Origin of the sequence: Photobacterium carnosum (genome assembly GCF_002849605.1) — a bacterium.
Lineage (GTDB): Bacteria > Pseudomonadota > Gammaproteobacteria > Enterobacterales > Vibrionaceae > Photobacterium > Photobacterium carnosum.
In genome coordinates, this window is sequence record NZ_NPIB01000023.1 from 48,339 (window position 1) to 66,548 (window position 18,210).

General features: G+C 42.2%; 16 protein-coding genes. 5 read left to right on the plus strand and 11 right to left on the minus strand.

The window, feature by feature from the left end; all coding sequences use genetic code 11:
* Positions 1-5: 5 nt before the first annotated feature.
* Positions 6-545, plus strand: coding sequence for a cobalamin adenosyltransferase (locus CIK00_RS16215; protein WP_101769704.1), 540 nt, complete (start codon positions 6-8; stop codon positions 543-545).
* Positions 546-612: 67 nt separating this feature from the next.
* Here CIK00_RS16215 and mnmE read toward each other — a convergent pair whose 3' ends face one another.
* The 8 genes from mnmE to CIK00_RS16255 all read right to left on the minus strand — a co-directional run bounded on the left by mnmE (position 613) and on the right by CIK00_RS16255 (position 6,895).
* Positions 613-1,980: a tRNA uridine-5-carboxymethylaminomethyl(34) synthesis GTPase MnmE gene (gene mnmE / locus CIK00_RS16220; RefSeq protein WP_101769705.1), complete on the minus strand. Its 1,368-nt coding sequence runs from the start codon at positions 1,978-1,980 to the stop codon at positions 613-615.
* A 116-nt stretch (positions 1,981-2,096) separates the two neighbouring features.
* The gene (yidC, locus tag CIK00_RS16225; RefSeq protein WP_101769706.1) at positions 2,097-3,737 is read right to left on the minus strand and encodes a membrane protein insertase YidC; all 1,641 of its coding nucleotides are present in this window, start codon (positions 3,735-3,737) and stop codon (positions 2,097-2,099) included.
* A 2-nt stretch (positions 3,738-3,739) separates the two neighbouring features.
* Complete coding sequence (yidD, locus tag CIK00_RS16230) at positions 3,740-3,997, minus strand: membrane protein insertion efficiency factor YidD (RefSeq protein ID WP_082056862.1); 258 nt, start codon at positions 3,995-3,997, stop codon at positions 3,740-3,742.
* On the minus strand, positions 3,964-4,320 hold the full coding sequence (gene rnpA / locus CIK00_RS16235) for a ribonuclease P protein component (RefSeq protein ID WP_080159045.1): 357 nt from the start codon (positions 4,318-4,320) through the stop codon (positions 3,964-3,966). The genes yidD and rnpA overlap by 34 nt, the downstream gene beginning before the upstream one ends.
* Before the next feature lie 15 nt (positions 4,321-4,335).
* A complete protein-coding gene (gene rpmH / locus CIK00_RS16240) occupies positions 4,336-4,470 on the minus strand; it encodes a 50S ribosomal protein L34 (protein ID WP_045037224.1) in 135 nt (44 codons plus the stop codon).
* Positions 4,471-4,656: 186 nt separating this feature from the next.
* Positions 4,657-5,391, minus strand: coding sequence for an amino acid ABC transporter ATP-binding protein (locus CIK00_RS16245; protein WP_101769707.1), 735 nt, complete (start codon positions 5,389-5,391; stop codon positions 4,657-4,659).
* Positions 5,388-6,059 carry an amino acid ABC transporter permease gene (locus CIK00_RS16250; protein WP_101769708.1) on the minus strand — a complete coding sequence of 224 codons (672 nt, stop codon included), beginning with the start codon at positions 6,057-6,059 and terminating at the stop codon, positions 5,388-5,390. Before CIK00_RS16250 ends, CIK00_RS16245 begins: the two co-directional genes overlap by 4 nt.
* An 80-nt stretch (positions 6,060-6,139) precedes the next feature.
* A complete protein-coding gene (locus CIK00_RS16255; RefSeq protein WP_101769709.1) occupies positions 6,140-6,895 on the minus strand; it encodes an amino acid ABC transporter substrate-binding protein in 756 nt (251 codons plus the stop codon).
* A 474-nt stretch (positions 6,896-7,369) separates the two neighbouring features.
* Between CIK00_RS16255 and dnaA the strand changes: the two genes are divergently transcribed.
* Genes dnaA through gyrB form a run of 4 tightly spaced genes read left to right on the plus strand, consistent with a single transcriptional unit; the run spans position 7,370 to position 13,390 of the window.
* Positions 7,370-8,767, plus strand: coding sequence for a chromosomal replication initiator protein DnaA (dnaA, locus tag CIK00_RS16260; protein ID WP_101769710.1), 1,398 nt, complete (start codon positions 7,370-7,372; stop codon positions 8,765-8,767).
* 1 nt (position 8,768) lies between these two features.
* Complete coding sequence (dnaN, locus tag CIK00_RS16265; RefSeq protein ID WP_101769711.1) at positions 8,769-9,869, plus strand: DNA polymerase III subunit beta; 1,101 nt, start codon at positions 8,769-8,771, stop codon at positions 9,867-9,869.
* A gap of 2 nt (positions 9,870-9,871) precedes the next feature.
* Positions 9,872-10,954, plus strand: a complete 1,083-nt coding sequence (recF, locus tag CIK00_RS16270; RefSeq protein WP_101769712.1) for a DNA replication/repair protein RecF — start codon at positions 9,872-9,874, stop codon at positions 10,952-10,954.
* 15 nt (positions 10,955-10,969) lie between these two features.
* The gene (gyrB, locus tag CIK00_RS16275; protein WP_101769713.1) at positions 10,970-13,390 is read left to right on the plus strand and encodes a DNA topoisomerase (ATP-hydrolyzing) subunit B; all 2,421 of its coding nucleotides are present in this window, start codon (positions 10,970-10,972) and stop codon (positions 13,388-13,390) included.
* 101 nt (positions 13,391-13,491) lie between these two features.
* On the opposite strand, the gene CIK00_RS16280 is transcribed toward gyrB, so the two are convergent.
* From CIK00_RS16280 to glyQ, 3 genes are all read right to left on the minus strand, one after another.
* A complete protein-coding gene (locus CIK00_RS16280; RefSeq protein ID WP_101769714.1) occupies positions 13,492-14,742 on the minus strand; it encodes a valine--pyruvate transaminase in 1,251 nt (416 codons plus the stop codon).
* Positions 14,743-14,978: 236 nt separating this feature from the next.
* Positions 14,979-17,048, minus strand: coding sequence for a glycine--tRNA ligase subunit beta (glyS, locus tag CIK00_RS16285; protein WP_101769715.1), 2,070 nt, complete (start codon positions 17,046-17,048; stop codon positions 14,979-14,981).
* Positions 17,049-17,057: 9 nt separating this feature from the next.
* Entirely contained in the window at positions 17,058-17,969 is a 912-nt protein-coding gene (glyQ, locus tag CIK00_RS16290) for a glycine--tRNA ligase subunit alpha (protein WP_101769716.1), read from the minus strand.
* Between the last annotated feature and the right edge of the window lie 241 nt (positions 17,970-18,210).

Sequence of the window (18,210 nt, forward strand, 5' to 3'; positions counted from 1 at the left end):
AAGCAATGGTATTAAAATTTTCAGGCGATATTGACGAGCTTGCTTATCCGTTTATTTTTGAAGATTCTTCTTTATGTGATTTTGAAATATTAACTGATGAATTATGTACTTATGTTGGATTGACTATTTCACAGTTAGCCGATGATGAAATACGCCAATCTTTATCATGGTTACAACCGCGTATTTTCAATCTTAATGGCTCTATTCGTGGTAAATGCGGTATTTTTGAGGCCGATATTATTAAACTTAAAGCGGATTATCATTATTTCCGTGCTCAAGTGACCGATAAGAATAAGCGCTTTGTGTTACCACGAGGGGTGGGGGCTGTGGTGCAATTACATCAATGTCGTAGTTTGTCCAAGAAAGTGGTTCGTCAATTAGTAAAAGTTGATGCAGAGGGGAAGAAGGTGCCTGAAACATTACCGCGATTTAGTAATTTATTGGTGAATTACTTTTTTGCTTTAACGCGAGTATTGAATCAGCATTCAGGTATTGAAGAACCTGAATATATCAGCATAAATTATCCTATGCCTAACGCTAAATAATAATAAAAAACGCCATATATCAAAGATGTATGGCGTTTTTTTTGTTACTAATGTATTAGGTTAGTATTTACTTACCAATACAGAACGAAGTAAAGATACGTCCGAGTAAATCATCCGATGTAAACTCACCAGTGATCTCACTTAAGTGCTGTTGAGCTAAACGTAATTCTTCAGCCAGAATCTCGCCTGCCATAAAGCCTTCTAATTGCTCTTTACCGATCACTAAATGTTCGGTGGCACGCTCAAGAGCATCTAAGTGACGACGACGCGCCATAAAGCCGCCTTCAGTCGTACCAGCAAATCCCATACATTGCTTTAGATGTTCGCGTAAGTTGTCCACACCGTCGCCTGTGCGCGCTGAAAGGCGAATGACCGTTGAACCGTTGGTTTCACTCATTCCCGTGACTTCACCGGTTAGTTCGGCTTTATTTCGAATAACGGTTAAACCCATATTTGTTGGTAAGCGTTCAATAAAGTCAGGCCAGATATCTTTGGGATCGGTAGCGTCAGTGGTGGTGCTATCAACCATGAATAACACCCGATCAGCATGTTCAATTTCAGCCCAAGCACGTTCAATACCAATGCGCTCGACTTCATCCGTCGCTTCACGTAAACCTGCGGTATCAATAATGTGTAATGGCATTCCATCAATGTGGATATGTTCACGCAATACATCACGCGTTGTACCTGCAATATCGGTCACAATCGCACTGTCTTTACCTGATAAGGCATTTAATAGGCTCGATTTACCGGCGTTAGGGCGGCCAGCAATAACGACTTTCATGCCTTCACGTATGATAGCGCCTTGGTTGGCTTGTTTACGTACTTCTGCAAGATGATCCATGATGCGATTGAGATCACCACTGACTTTACCGTCAGAGAGAAAGTCTATTTCTTCTTCAGGGAAGTCAATCGCAGCTTCAACATAGATGCGTAAATGAATTAATGCTTCGACTAATTCATGGATCTTGTTTGAGAACACACCTTGTAGTGATTTAAAGGCACTTTTAGCGGCTTCTTCTGAGCTAGCATCGATTAAATCGGCAATGGCTTCAGCTTGGGCTAAATCAAGTTTGTCGTTCATAAAGGCGCGTTCAGAGAACTCACCCGGACGTGCTGGACGAATACCATCAATATTAAGAATGCGACGGATCATCATATCCATTAATACTGGGCCACCGTGGCCTTGTAGTTCTAATACATCTTCGCCCGTGAACGAGTTTGGACCTTTAAAAAATATCGCGATCCCTTGGTCAAGGGCAGTACCATCTTCATTTTTAAATGGCAGATACTCAGCGTAACGGGTTTTTAATTCACGACCAGCAACGGCAAGGGCTACTTCTTTCGCTTTAGGACCTGAAACGCGAATGATGCCGACGCCGCCACGGCCCGGTGGTGTTGCTTGTGCAACGATAGTATCGATATGTTGATTCATAACCTTGGCTTTGCTTAAAAATGACTTGATGATTGTAAACCACAGAGCGGGTTTACGCCTAATCGGCCCCATAAAAAAAGGCGACCCTAAGGTCGCCTCTTATTCACAGATACCGCTTATTTAGCTTTGCTGTGTAAACCTTTTTTCTCCAACGCGCGGAAAATAATGGTTTGTTGAATTAGAGTCACAAAGTTTGACACTAACCAGTACAGTACTAAGCCTGAAGGGAACCATAGGAAGAAGAAAGTAAACATAACCGGCATAAAGGTCATGATTTTCTGCTGCATAGGATCCGTTACAGTTGATGGGCTGTTCTTCTGGATAAGGAACATTGATACGCCCATTAGGACTGGCAAGATGTAGTACGGGTCTTGTGCAGATAGATCCGTAATCCAACCGAAGAATGGCGCATGACGCAATTCAACTGATCCCATTAGTGCCCAGTATAGCGCGATGAAAATTGGCATCTGTAGCATGATAGGTAAACAACCACCGAGTGGGTTTACTTTTTCTTTTTTGTACAGTTCCATCATTTCTTGGCTTTGACGTTGACGGTCATCACCTAAACGCTCACGCATTGCCTGAATCTTAGGCTGTAGCATGCGCATTTTAGCCATTGAGGTGTACTGTGCTTTTGTTAGTGGGTACATAGCACCACGAACAATTAGCGTTAGGATGATGATTGCTACACCCCAGTTGCCTACCATGCTGTGAATGAAAGAAAGTAATTTATGCAATGGACTTGCAATGAACCATAACCAACCGTAATCAACCGTTAGGTTTAGGTTAGTGGCTGTTGCTGCCATTTCTTTTTGCAACTTAGGACCAAGCCATAATGTTGCTTTGATTTCTTTTGTTTGACCAGCAGCCACAGTTTCTAACGGCATACGTACGCCGATATAGCCTATACCATTGTTATCGCTGCTGTAGAGTTGAGATGTTTGGTCTTTGCCATCACGAGGGATCCATGCTGATACGAAGTAGTTCTCCATAATCGCAACCCAACCGTCATTTGCTGACTGGTTAAGGTTCTTCTCTTTGATGTCATCAAAACTGTATTTTTTGTATTTAGTATCGTTAGCTGAATATGCGGCACCGTTGTAGGTGTGCATTGCCATACCTTTAATACCGCCGCCAGTTTTACTTGCTAGGCGGTGACGCAGCTGCGCGTACATTTGTACCGTTGCTGGTTTGTCAGTTTTGTTGTCGATTGTGTAATCAACATTAACTGCATAATCGTTGCGTGTGAAAACGAATGTTTTGATGTAGCTAATGCCATCTTTAGTGAATGTCATTGGTACACGCAGTTCGTTTTGATCTGCTGCCATCACAAAGCTTTTCGCGGTCACAGCGTATTGTGCGCGGCCATGTGCTGGTGAATCAGAACCATTTGCTCCAATTAAGCCTGATTGCGCGACATAATCACGGCCATCAGCATCACTTAATAAAACATATGGGTCTTTAGAATCTAGGGTGTTGTCGTATTTAAGTAGTTTTGCATTGATAACATCACCACCAAGCGTATCGACTGTTAATTCCAGTACATCCGTTTTAATGGTAATTAAATTAGTTGAGGTTTTCTGGTCAATCAGTGGTTGATTATCACTTGAATGTGATGGAATACCACTGTTGTTATTGACTTGTTGCTCTACACCCTGCTTCGTTGGTTGCGGGTTTTTGTCGCCATGCCATTGCTGAAATAGCAAGAATGAGACAAACAGTAGGGCAATTAACAGAATATTACGTTGGGAACCCATGGTTAATGTTCTCTGTCGTTATGCTTGGTTGGCGGAACGGGGTCGTAACCACCGTCATTTAAAGGGTGACATCTTAATAGACGTTTCGCCGCTAACCAACAACCTTTTCGCGCTCCATGCGTTTTTACAGCTTCGATCGCATATTGAGAACATGTAGGGGTGAACCGACAGCGTGGTCCAAGAAGAGGACTGATTGCCAGTTGGTAAAAGCGGACTAGTCTTACGACTAGCCACGCGACGGGCGAGACAGGCGATGCCATAACTTATCTAACAACGTAAATAGTTCTTCGTTACTCAACCCATTGGCTGATTTCTTTGCGATGACTACGAAGTCACAGGCTGGAAGCTGATGTTGTTTTAAACGGAAACTTTCGCGAACAACGCGTTTGAAACGGTTTCTGTCGACAGCAGTTTTAATCTGTTTTTTTGGAACAGCCAGACCGAGACGGGGGTGGTCAAGTTCGTTAGAACGGGCAAGAATAGTCAAGTGGGGAGAGCCAGCACGATGAGCTTGCTGGAAGACAGTTTTATAATGTTCGGGAGTTAACAAACGTAACTCCCGAGAAAAAGCGAACTTATTCAAAATAATCGTCGATGATTACTTAGAAAGACGCTTACGGCCTTTAGCGCGACGTGCATTAATTGTTGCACGACCGTTCTTAGTTGCCATGCGAGCACGGAAGCCGTGATTACGCTTACGCTTAAGAACAGAAGGTTGGAATGTGCGTTTCATGGTTTTACCTTAAATTAACTGATCAGTTTTTAAGTTTGTTAGACGTAATTGGCCATAATTGGTCAATTACCACGAACAAAGAGGCGGAATTGTAATCACTGACTAACAAAGAGTCAATAATTATACCCACATCTAATGACGGGCGCTGCATTATACGTTTTACAGCGCGAAATTCAAGGATCCTTATTAGATCCCTATTTGAGTCAAAAAAGCCTTCAATCGCGGATCGTTAGGGTGATTAAAGATCTGCTCTGGTGGCCCTTGCTCTACAAATTGACCGTCGGCCATAAAGATCACTCTATCGGCGACTTCACGCGCAAATTGTAACTCATGAGTGACGATCAACATTGTTTGTTGTTGTGCTGCCAATTTTTTTATTAAGTTTAGCACTTCATTGACCCACAACGGGTCGAGTGCTGATGTGGGTTCATCAAGTAATAGTAGCTCAGCATCTAATGCCATTGCTCGGCCGATACCTACCCGCTGTTGCTGACCGCCAGAGAGGGCGGCGGGGTAGCTATTGGCTTTATCAGCCAAGCCAATATCGGTTAAAATATTCAGTGCGCGTTGTTGTGCTTGTTGTTTGTCGAGGCCTTTAACGATGCGTAAACCTTCACTGATATTTTGTTGCGCAGTAAGGTGATTAAATAACGCGTAGTTTTGAAAAACAAATCCGGTTTGGCGTCGAAGCGCTAAAATGTCACTTTTTTTAGGTTGCAGGCAGTCAACCTTCGCATCGTTAATGGTAATGGTGCCACTATTGGCACTTTCAAGATAATTAATACAACGTAAAAACGTTGATTTCCCTGTGCCTGATGGGCCAATAATCGCCACAATTTCACCTTGCTTTATGGTGAGATCAATATCGCTAAAAATGGTCTGTTCGCCAAAACGTTTAGTGAGTTTATTTATAGTAATCATCGTACGTAAGCCCTATCTAAGCGTGTTTCAGCTAATTGTTGTAAGCGAGTAAGCACTATCACTACACCCCAATATATAATGGCAACAGCAAGAAAAGCCTCAAAGAATTTAAAGCTAGATGATGCTTCCATTTGGGCTTTTGCCATAATTTCAGGCACACCGAGTGTAAAGGCCAACGATGTTGATTTGATCATATCAATGAAATAGTTCATTAACGAAGGTAAAGCGATACGACTTGCTTGCGGTAAAATAATTCGCCACATAGTTTGTGATTCTGTCATGCCTATCGAAAGGCTGGCTTCACGTTGACTACGATCAACACCCAGAATGGCGGCACGAATACTTTCTGCCATGTAAGCGGCAAAGTGGAGACTAAGACCAATAACAGCGGCATTAAATGCATCTAATCCGACTAAATTTGGCAGTACTTGCGGTAAGCCGTAATACAATAAAAATAGTTGCACTAAGAGTGGGGTGCCGCGGAAAAAGCTGATGTAAAGTTGAATTAGAGGGTTGAGTAACGGCAGCTTATAAATACGAATTAAAGCAATAATTAAACCGAGTAAAAGCGCAAAAATGGCACCAATAGAGGCCATGAGTAATGTCGTTGGCAGGTATTTCAACAAAATAGGAATCAACGACAACATATAATCAAAATCAAAACCCATAATGGTGATCCGTTATTCTAGCTGTGTAAGCGATATAAATAAATTCACCACAGCAAGGGTTGCGATGGTGAAAACGTTAATTATTGAGTGATATCAGTATGGAACCATTTGTTTGATATTGCTGCGAGCGTACCGTCTTTACGCATTGCGACTAAGGCTTGATTTACTTGTTGTTGGAGTAATTTACCTTTGGCGTTATTTAAAAATGGCCATGCACTTTCAACGGTCGCAAATGGTTTGCCTGCAAGTTGTAATGGTAAGTGTTTAGTATTAATAACTGCAACTGACGATAAACGATCCATCACAAAAGCATCGGTACGTCCTAAAGCGACATCTTGTTCAATACCACTGTCATAGGTTTTGATATTAATTTTATCGGCATTAGGCAGATTACGTAACAGTTGTGCATAGTTTGAACCGAGATTTACACCCACCGTTTTACCGTCTAAGTCAGCCGTTGAGTGGATGGTGTTATTGCCTTTACGAACAACTAATTGTGCACCGTCAATAACATAAGGCTGACTAAATAAAAATTTGGCTTGGCGGGCTGGGGTGATGGCAATTTGATTTGAAATGGTATCAATACGACCCGTTTCTAATTGACCAAATAAACCAGAAAAGCTGGCGGTAACAAACTCAACGTTATAATCATTATGTTTACCGATCGCATTCCAAAGATCAACTTCAAACCCTTGTAGCTTATCTTTACTTACAAAAGTAAACGGGAAATAACGACCAGACATTCCCACTTTGACGGTGGTAGCTGCCATGACACTGGCGGTTGTACTCGCAAATAATGTACCTGCGATCACTAATGTTTTTATCCAGTTTTTCATTCGGTATTTTCCTTACCTTTATAGGGCTTTATTTGGTGAAACCATCCTACCTCGATATTTAATCATAAAGATAATAATTAACAGTTATTTGAAATAACCATTTGTTTGGCTAGCGGCATATTGCGGCTTAATATCATGCCTTTTAAGGCATAGAAAAAACGGTGATTGTTATAAAAGGTTACCCACAGCGTGAGGTTTTCCCTGTGGATGATAATGGATGGCGATTTAATGGTCATTATTAAGTAAAAACAGCATTAAACGGGGAATGAAAGACTTATATTTGTGGTAGCTGTGTTAATATAGTTGTGGGTAAAGGTGGGTTAAATTGTGCTGATCTTGCATTTTATTGTGGGATCTATGTGCATAAGTTCGATCTTATTCACTGGATCTGCGATCTCTTTACTGGTGATCCTTGTTCAGCGAGTATAAAATTATCTTCCTTTTATGTTTTGTTTATTCAGTGTGGAGTCTACCTTGTCATCTTCGCTATGGTTGCAGTGCCTTCAACGCCTTCAGGAAGAACTCCCTGCGACAGAATTCAGCATGTGGCTGCGTCCGCTTCAGGCTGAGTTAAATGATCATACATTGACATTATTTGCTCCTAATCGATTTGTGCTTGATTGGGTACGTGATAAATATCTCAATAATATCAATCGTCTACTTAATGAATTTTGTGGTACTGATACACCGAGCCTGCATTTTGAGGTCGGTAGTAAACGCATTGTTATACCACCGCAACCTCTTGCACCACCTGTTTTTACGTTGCCACAATCAAGACCTCGCGTAGAGCCTGAGCCCATGCGCTATGAGCCAGCACCTTCTCCGGTACAAACAGAATCACCTGGTGGTTATCGCTCTAATGTAAACCCTAAACATAATTTTAATAATTTTGTTGAAGGTAAATCAAATCAATTAGGTCTTGCTGCTTGTCGTCAGGTATCAGATAACCCTGGTGCTGCTTATAATCCGTTATTTTTATATGGCGGTACTGGTTTAGGCAAAACACACTTATTGCACGCCGTCGGTAACGCGATTGCTAAACGAAAGCCAAACGCCAAAGTGGTTTACATGCACTCTGAACGTTTTGTGCAAGATATGGTGAAAGCGCTACAAAATAATGCCATCGAAGAATTTAAGCGTTATTACCGCAGTGTTGACGCATTATTGATTGATGACATTCAATTCTTTGCCAATAAAGAACGCTCTCAAGAAGAATTTTTTCATACCTTCAATGCATTGTTAGAAGGTAATCAACAAATTATTTTGACCTCAGATCGTTATCCGCGTGAAATTAATGGGGTTGAAGATCGCTTAAAATCTCGTTTTGGTTGGGGACTAACCGTCGCCATTGAGCCACCAGAACTAGAAACCCGCGTCGCTATTTTAATGAAGAAAGCCGAAGATCATAATATTCGTCTGGCAGATGAAGTGGCATTCTTTATTGCGAAGCGGTTACGTTCCAATGTCCGTGAACTAGAAGGTGCGTTGAATCGTGTGATTGCCAATGCTAACTTTACTGGCCGTGCGATCACGATTGATTTTGTACGTGAAGCGTTACGTGATTTATTAGCACTACAAGAAAAGTTGGTGACGATTGATAATATTCAGAAAACAGTTGCTGAATATTATAAAATAAAGATGGCTGATATGTTGTCTAAGCGTCGCTCGCGTAGTGTTGCTCGTCCGCGTCAAATGGCAATGGCATTGGCTAAAGAACTGACAAACCACAGTCTTCCTGAGATTGGCGATGCCTTTGGTGGTCGCGATCATACTACCGTGCTCCATGCTTGTCGTAAGATTGAGCAGTTACGTGAAGAAAGCCACGATATTAAAGAAGATTATTCAAACCTAATTAGAACGTTGTCGTCTTAATATGAAATTTACTGTTGAACGTGAACATTTATTAAAACCTTTGCAGCAGGTGACTGGTGCATTAGGTGGTCGCCCATCATTACCCATTTTAGGTAACATTTTACTGCAAGTTGAGAATGGCTGCTTGTCGATGACGGGTACCGATCTTGAAGTCGAATTAATTGCTAAAGTTGCATTAGAGGGCGATTTCGAAGCGGGTGCTGTTACGGTACCGTCACGTAAATTTTTAGATATTTGTCGTGGTTTGCCTGATAGCGCAACCATCGCGGTTATCTATGAAGGTGATCGAGTGTTAATCCGCTCTGGTCGTAGTCGCTACACACTAACGACATTGCCTGCGGCTGATTTTCCTAATATTGAAGATTGGCAAAGCGAAGTTGAATTTACCATTGAACAAGGTCGTATGCGTCAGTTGATTGATAGCACTCAGTTTTCAATGGCAAACCAAGATGTGCGTTATTACCTTAATGGAATGTTGTTCGAAACCGATAGCCAACATTTACGTTCGGTAGCAACAGATGGCCACCGTATGGCTGTTTGTGCGATTGATACGGGTCATGATTTACCGACTAAACAAATTATAGTACCGCGTAAAGGGGTATTAGAATTAGTACGGTTGTTTGATAACCCTGAAGCCTTGGTTAATATTCAGATTGGTCATTCAAATTTACGTGCTACCGTTGGTAACTTTGTGTTTACCTCTAAGCTTGTTGATGGTCGTTTCCCTGATTACCGTCGTGTAATGCCACAAAATAGCACTAAGTTTGTTGAAGCAAACTGCGATGAGATGCGTAAAGCATTTGCGCGAGCAGCTATTTTATCTAATGAGAAATTCCGTGGTGTTAGAGTCGGTTTATCAAATGGTGAAATGCGCATTACAGCCAATAACCCTGAACAAGAAGAAGCAGAAGAGTTTCTTGATGTTGATTACGAGGGTGATAGCTTAGAAATTGGTTTTAATGTTAGCTATGTGCTTGATGTATTGAACACGCTAAAGTGTGATCAAGTACGATTGTCGTTATCAGATGCCAATGCACCGTCATTAATTGAAGATGCAACTAATGATGAAGCCATGTATGTAGTAATGCCAATTAGATTGTAATTATGGCACTTACTCGGTTATTGGTGCAGGATTTTCGCAATATTGCTCAATGTGATATTGCGTTAGCCAGTGGTTTTAATTTTTTAGTTGGCGCTAATGGCAGCGGTAAAACCAGTGTCCTTGAAGCGATTCATTATTTAGGGCATGGCCGTTCTTTTCGTAGCCATTTAACCAGTCGCGTTATTCGCCATGAACAACAACAATTGTTTATTCATGGTCGAGTTACTGATAACAATAACCTTACTTTACCGTTGGGGATCAGTAAGCAGCGTGATGGTACGACTGAAGTTAAAATTGGTGGTGAAAGTAATCAAAAGTTAGCTCAGTTAGCCCAGATTTTACCGTTACAGTTAATTACTCCTGAAGGGTTTGATTTATTGATCGGTGGACCTAAATTTCGACGGTCTTTTATTGACTGGGGTGTGTTTCATGTTGAACCAAAGTTCTATAATGCATGGAGCCGCTTAAAACGACTGACTAAACAACGCAATGCATTATTAAAGCAGGCACGTAGCTACCGTGAACTCAGTTATTGGGATCAAGAGCTGGCGTTACTTGCTGAACAAATAAGTATATGGCGTCAAGAATACATTACAGCCGTTAAGATTAAAGCGGCTGAAATATGTCAGGTATTCTTACCTGAGTTTGAAATCCAGCTCGGTTTTTATCGTGGCTGGGAAAAAGAAACACCGTATGCTGAGCTGCTGCAACGTAATTTTGAACGTGACTGTCAGCTTGGCTATACCGTAAGTGGGCCGCATAAGGCTGATTTACGGATCAAAGTTGCTGGAATACCGGTTGAGGACGTATTGTCCCGCGGTCAGCTAAAGTTAATGGTGTGTGCGTTGCGTTTAGCGCAAGGTTTACATCTGACTGAGGCCACCGGCAAACAGTGTATTTACCTAATTGATGATTTTGCTTCCGAATTGGATAGCCATAGGCGAGCGTTGCTTGCGCAGCGATTAAAGGAAACTAACGCCCAAGTATTCATTAGTGCTATCAGTCGCGAACAAGTGGTTGATATGCTTGATGATAATGGTAGGTTGTTCATGGTCGAAGACGGCAAGATAACGCAGGATAATTAAAGCGAGAGTAACTCAATGTCCAATAATTACGATTCATCAAGCATTAAGGTGCTTAAAGGCCTCGATGCGGTACGTAAGCGCCCAGGAATGTACATCGGTGATACTGATGATGGTACTGGCTTGCACCACATGGTTTTTGAGGTTGTCGATAACTCTATCGATGAAGCTCTTGCTGGTTACTGTGAAGATATCATTGTTACGATTCACGAAGATGGTTCGGTTTCAGTAAGCGATGATGGTCGTGGTATTCCGACTGAACTTCACGAAGAAGAAGGTGTGTCTGCGGCGGAAGTTATCATGACCGTCCTTCACGCTGGTGGTAAATTCGATGATAATTCTTACAAAGTGTCTGGCGGCCTCCATGGCGTAGGTGTTTCGGTTGTAAACGCCTTGTCTGAAAAAGTTGAGCTAACCATTAGCCGTAAAGGTCATGTCCATCAGCAAACGTATTGTCATGGCGTGCCTCAAGCACCGATTGCAATTGTTGGTGATACTGAGAAAACTGGTACCCGTTTACGTTTCTGGCCAAGTGAAGAAACATTTACTACCAACCTTGAGTTTCATTACGACATATTAGCAAAACGTCTACGTGAATTGTCATTCTTAAACTCTGGCGTATCAATCCGATTGATCGATGAACGCGAAGAAGGCAAGCAAGACCACTTTACCTATGAAGGTGGTATTCGTGCATTTGTTGAGCACTTGAATCGTAATAAAACCCCGATTCACCAGAAAGTATTCCATTTTGAGAGTGAACGTGAAGATGGTATTACTGTTGAAGTGGCAATGCAGTGGAATGATGGCTTCCAAGAAGGCGTTTATTGTTTCACTAACAACATTCCACAACGAGATGGTGGTACGCACTTAGCTGGTTTCCGTGGTGCATTGACTCGTACTTTAAATACCTTTATGGATAAAGAAGGTTATTCAAAGAAAGCGAAAGCAGCGACCTCTGGTGATGATGCTCGTGAAGGTCTGATTGCGGTTGTTTCTGTTAAAGTACCTGATCCTAAGTTCTCTAGCCAAACTAAAGATAAACTGGTTTCAAGCGAAGTGAAAACCGCGGTTGAATCAGCAATGAACGAGAAGTTTGCTGAGTTCTTATTAGAAAATCCATCAGATGCTAAAATCATTTGTGGTAAAATTATTGATGCCTCTCGTGCTCGTGAAGCGGCGCGTAAAGCGCGTGAAATGACACGTCGTAAAGGTGCATTAGATTTAGCGGGTCTTCCAGGTAAACTTGCCGATTGTCAGGAAAAAGATCCTGCACTGTCTGAACTTTACATTGTGGAAGGGGACTCTGCGGGCGGTTCAGCCAAGCAGGGACGTAACCGTAAAAATCAGGCAATCCTACCGCTTAAAGGTAAGATCCTAAACGTTGAAAAAGCGCGTTTTGACAAGATGCTATCTTCACAAGAAGTGGCAACGCTTATTACAGCAATGGGCTGTGGTATTGGTCGTGACGAATACAACCCGGATAAGCTTCGTTACCATAACATCATCATCATGACCGATGCCGATGTCGATGGTTCGCACATTCGTACGTTATTATTGACCTTTTTCTACCGTCAAATGCCTGAGCTTATTGAGCGTGGTCATATTTATATTGCTCAGCCACCACTTTACAAAGTGAAGAAAGGTAAGCAAGAGCAATACATCAAAGATGACGAAGAGATGAACCAATACCAAACAGCGTTAGCATTAGATAATGCATCACTGTTTGCAAATGATGGTGCACCTGCAATGACAGGTACTGCACTTGAAGGTTTGGTGACTCAGTACAATGGCGCAATGAAACTGATTGAGCGTATGAGCCGTCGTTACCCTGTGTTATTACTCAATGAGTTGGTTTATCAACCGCGTTTAAGCACAGCAATGCTAGCAGAAAGTGCGCAAGTTGAAGCATGGCTAACACAGATCATTGCAGCGCTAAATGCCAAGCAAACAGGTGAAAGCCAGTTTACGTTTGAAATTTTACGCGATGAAGAGAATAACGTCTTCTTGCCTAAGGTTGTGGTTCGTACACACGGTGTTGACCATGAATATCCATTAAGCTTTGATTTACTTAATTCAAAAGAATACGGTAAGTTGGCTGATTTGTCTGAAGCATTAGACGGTCTATTGGATGAAACTGCTTTTGTTCAGCGTGGTGAGCGTAAGCAACCTATCGAAAGTTTCAAAGAAGCATTAGAGTGGCTTAATAAAGAATCACGTCGTGGTCTTTCTTTACAACGTTATAAAGGTCTGGGCGAAATGAACCCTAACCAGTTGTGGGAAACAACGATGGATCCTGAAGCTCGTCGTATGCTACAAGTTACTATTCATGATGCTGTTGCGGCAGATGAGTTGTTTACCTGTTTGATGGGTGATCAAGTAGAACCGCGTCGTAACTTCATTGAAGAGAACGCATTAAAAGTGGCTAACCTTGACGTCTAGTTTGTCATTAGATTAATACTTATAAAAACGCCGCTATCATTAGCGGCGTTTTTTTATGTGGCGATTTTATTCAGTAGACTAGAGGGGAGGGTAGAATTGGGCTAACCCATGGCATAAGCTCGAGTGATTTCTTCCGCAATAATTTTAATTCCTCGCTCCATTTGTTCATCACTTTGAACGTAGTTCATGCGTATACATTGCTGACTGTGTTGCCATGGTTGTTCTAAACCAATAAAGAAATATTCACCCGGAACAATCAATACTCCGCGCGTTTTTAAACGTTGATAAAGTTCTTTGGTGGCGATTGGTAACGCATCACACCACAACCATAAAAATATAGCGCCTTCTGGCTTATGAATTCGAAACCGTGGATCGGTAATATAATGCTGTAATCGGCTCACGGCATATTGTGCTTTACGTTGATAAAACGGTCGAATAACGTCATGACTTAATCGCAATAAATCATTACGCGCGATAAGCTTATCGGCAATTGTAGGACCTAAACTGCCCGGTGCAAGATTGATAATACCGTTGATATTGGTTAACGCAGTAATAATGTCGTCATTGGCAATTACAATTCCACAGCGAATGCCCGGCAAGCCAAGTTTGGATAAGCTCATACATAAAATAGTATTACTGTTCCAAAATGGGGTTACGTCCGCAAAGATAATATCAGGAAAAGGCATGCCATAAGCATTATCGATAATGAGTGGAATATTGTGTGCTTGGGCGAGAGTGTCGAGTTGCTTAACCTCATTATCAGTCAGTACGTTTCCTGTCGGATTGGTGGGGCGAGAAGCACAAATTGCACCAATGCTGTCATCAATAACCAACTTACTAAAATCAATATGGTATTTAAATAAACCATTATTCAACAAGCTGATCGTCGGTTGATAAGAGACAAACATATTCTTATCAAGTCCTGCATCGGCATAGCCAATATATTCAGGTGACAGCGGCAAGAGGATTCTTTTATGAGAACCATCTTGGCATTTACCGGCTAATAAATTAAACAAATTAAAGAAGGCACTTTGACTACCGTTGGTGAGGGTGATGTTTTTACTGCTGATGTCCCAACCATAATGTTGTTTAAGTAAGGTTGCAAGGGCGCTAATAAATCGGTCTTTTCCCTGAGGACCATCATAGTTGGTGATCGACGCGGTTAATTCACCAGTGGCAGCCATTTCAACCAGTAACTGATTAAAATAATCGACCATCGCAGGTATTTGAGCTGGATTACCACCCCCGAGCATGATCGCATCAGGGTTGGTTAAACCATCATTTAAATCGTGCATTAATTGAGTAATGCCTGAATCACCAGCGAACTTATCGCCAAAGCTAGAAAATCCCATGGTGCTATCGACCTCTATATCAGTGCAGGGTTACGTGTTTGCGATGCCCGTTATATGATGGGCGATGGATCAAAGTACCTGATTGTCACCAGAAGCGAAACCCTTAGTTACCTTAAATGGTAGTGGTCGGCTGTGTCGAATGTTTCACGTGGAACAATGTTAAGTTACCAAGATTTAAGTTATAAAAAAACCACGCCGCAGCGTGGTTAGTCATTCTTATTTATTAGCGAGAATCGTTACTTTTGAAGTAATGAAATATCGGCTACTTGTAAGAACTGGTTACGTAGTAGGTTAAGCAAGGTTAGACGGTTAACTTTAAGTTGTTCGTCATCAGCCATTACCATTACGTTATCAAAGAACGCATCTACAGGTTCACGTAGTGATGCTAGCTCTGTTAATGCTTGTTGGTAATCACCGGCAGCGAATACTGGCGCTAGGGTTGCGACTACTGTCTCAACTTTCGCTGCTAGTTCTTTCTCTGCGGCTTCTACTAATAAGCTGTTATTAACAGTTGTTGGTAGTTCACCATCAAATTTAGCTAGAATATTACCCACACGCTTATTCGCAGCGGCTAGTGATTCTGCTGCATCTAACTCACGGAAATGACTTACGGCTTTAACACGCTTGTCAAAATCAGATGGTTGAGTAGGGTGCATTGCTAGTACAGCTTGAATAATATCAATGCTGAAGCCTGCGTCTTGATACCATGCACGGAAACGACCTAGCATGAATTCAATTACATCTGAATCAACCTTAGCGTTAGTTAGCTTATCACCAAATAGTGAATGCGCTTTAGCAACTAAATCGACAAGGTCAAGATCGTAACCATTTTCAACAATGATACGTAGTACACCTAGAGAGGCACGACGTAATGCAAACGGATCGCTACCTTTTGGTGCTTGGCCAATACCAAAAATACCAACGATAGTATCAAGTTTGTCAGCCATTGCGACAGCTGATGATACGCTAGTACTTGGTAATTGGTCGCCAGCAAAACGAGGCATGTACTGTTCGTTTAGTGCTAGTGCAACATCTTCTGCTTCGCCATCATGACGCGCATAGTGCATACCCATAACACCCTGGGTTTCAGTAAACTCAAATACCATTGAGGTCATTAAGTCACATTTCGCCAGTAGGCCAGCACGTTTAGCGTTAGTGACATCTGCGCCGATCTTCTCTGCAATGTAGCCCGCAAGCTCAGTGATACGATCGGTTTTATCTTTAATAGTACCTAATTGTTGTTGGAAGATAGCTGTCTCAAGTTGAGGCAGGCGATCAACTAACTTTCTCTTAAGGTCAGTATTAAAGAAGAACTCAGCATCAGCCAAACGTGGGCGAACCACTTTCTCGTTACCTGAGATAACTTGGCTTGGATCATTTGAGATGATGTTAGATACGAAGATGAACTTAGGGATTAGTTTGCCTTCAGCATCGTAAACAGGGAAGTACTTTTGGTCACCTTTCATGGTGTAAACCAAGGCTTCAGAAGGCACCTTAAGGAACTCTTCTTCAAATGAAGCTGTCAGCACGACTGGCCATTCAACAAGAGAGGTAACTTCTTCAACTAGCTCATCATCAAGATCTGCAATACCGCCAACGGCATCAGCTGCTTTCTTAGCATCGGCTAGAATGATTGCTTTACGTGCATCGTAGTCTGCCATTACCTTGCCGCGTTCTTCTAAGATCGCAGGGTATTGGTCAGCATTATCGATAGTAAATTCAGCTTCACCCATAAAGCGGTGACCACGAATAGTACGCGCAGAAGCAATACCTAAAATAGTGCCTTCGATAAGCTCTTCACCCAATAGCATCGTTAGTGTTTTTACTGGACGAATAAATTGAGTGTCTTTATTACCCCAACGCATTGGGCGTGGAATAGGAAGTTTAGCCAGTGCAGCTGCGGCAAGTTCAGGCAGTAATGTTTGGGCTGGTTGGCCTTTTACTTCTTGCTTGAACAGTAGCCATTCGCCTTTATCGGTAACCATGCGTTCAGCTTGATCAACCGTAATACCGTTACCGCGTGCCCAACCTTGAGCGGCTTTAGTCGCATTACCTTCTGCATCAAATGCTGCCGTAATCGCTGGGCCGCGCTTTTCTACAATTCTGTCAGGTTGATTTTCAGCAAGCGCTGTTACTTTAAGTGCTAGGCGACGCGGTGCTGCATACCACTTAATACCTTGGTGAGGTAAGTTAGCGGCTTTTAGTTCCGCTTCAAAGTTGGCTGCAAACGCTTCAGCTAGAGTGCGAAGTGCCTTGGGTGGCAACTCTTCAGTACCTAGCTCAATTAAGAAATTCTTATCTGTCATGGCTATCCCTTACTTATCTTTTTTACACATTGGGAAGCCAAGTGCTTCACGTGATGCATAGTAAGCTTCAGCGACTTGTTTAGTTACATTGCGAATACGTAGAATGTAACGTTGACGCTCAGTCACTGAGATTGCCTTACGAGCATCAAGTAGGTTGAAGGCATGTGCTGCTTTCAAAATACGCTCATAAGCAGGTAGTGGCAGTGGCTGCTCAAGTGCTAATAGCTTCAGTGATTCTTTCTCGCACTGGTCAAAGAAAGTAAATAGGAAATCAACATCAGCGTATTCAAAGTTGTAAGTTGATTGCTCAACTTCGTTTTGATGGAAGATATCACCGTAGGTTACTTTACCTAATGGGCCATCTGTCCAAACTAAGTCATAGACTGAATCAACGTTTTGAATGTACATCGCTAGACGTTCGATACCGTAAGTGATTTCACCTGTTACAGGTTTACACTCAATGCCGCCAACTTGTTGGAAGTAAGTAAACTGTGTTACTTCCATGCCGTTAAGCCAAACTTCCCAGCCAAGACCCCAAGCACCCAAGGTTGGGTTTTCCCAGTTGTCTTCTACAAAACGGATATCATGTACTTTTGTATCTACACCTAGTACTTCTAATGAGCCTAAGTACAGTTCCTGAATGTTATCTGGAGACGGCTTAAGCATTACCTGGAACTGATAGTAGTGCTGAAGACGGTTAGGGTTTTCACCGTAACGACCGTCGGTTGGACGGCGAGAAGGTTGTACATACGCTGCTGCCATTGGTTCTGGACCTAGAGCTCGTAGACATGTCATTGGGTGCGAGGTACCTGCGCCCACTTCCATGTCAAGAGGTTGCACAATAGTACAGCCTTGTTGGCCCCAGTAATCCTGCAGCGCGAGGATCATGCCCTGAAAGGTTTTAATATCGTATTTCTGCATTGTCAGCTTCGCGAGATTAGTGGATGAAATAATGAATTATCAAGTATACATTGCCAACCCAGAGGCGAGTAGGGGCTGTGGGTGTTTTTTATCCATCTATGGCTTGTTTTGAGATAATTCCTATTATTGGCTCTTATTAGCGTAGGAATTTCATGAATATTTGACATTATTTTGATGGCGTAAATGTATCTGTTGATTACAATAGCGCTAACAAATAACTCATTGGTATTATATTCAATGA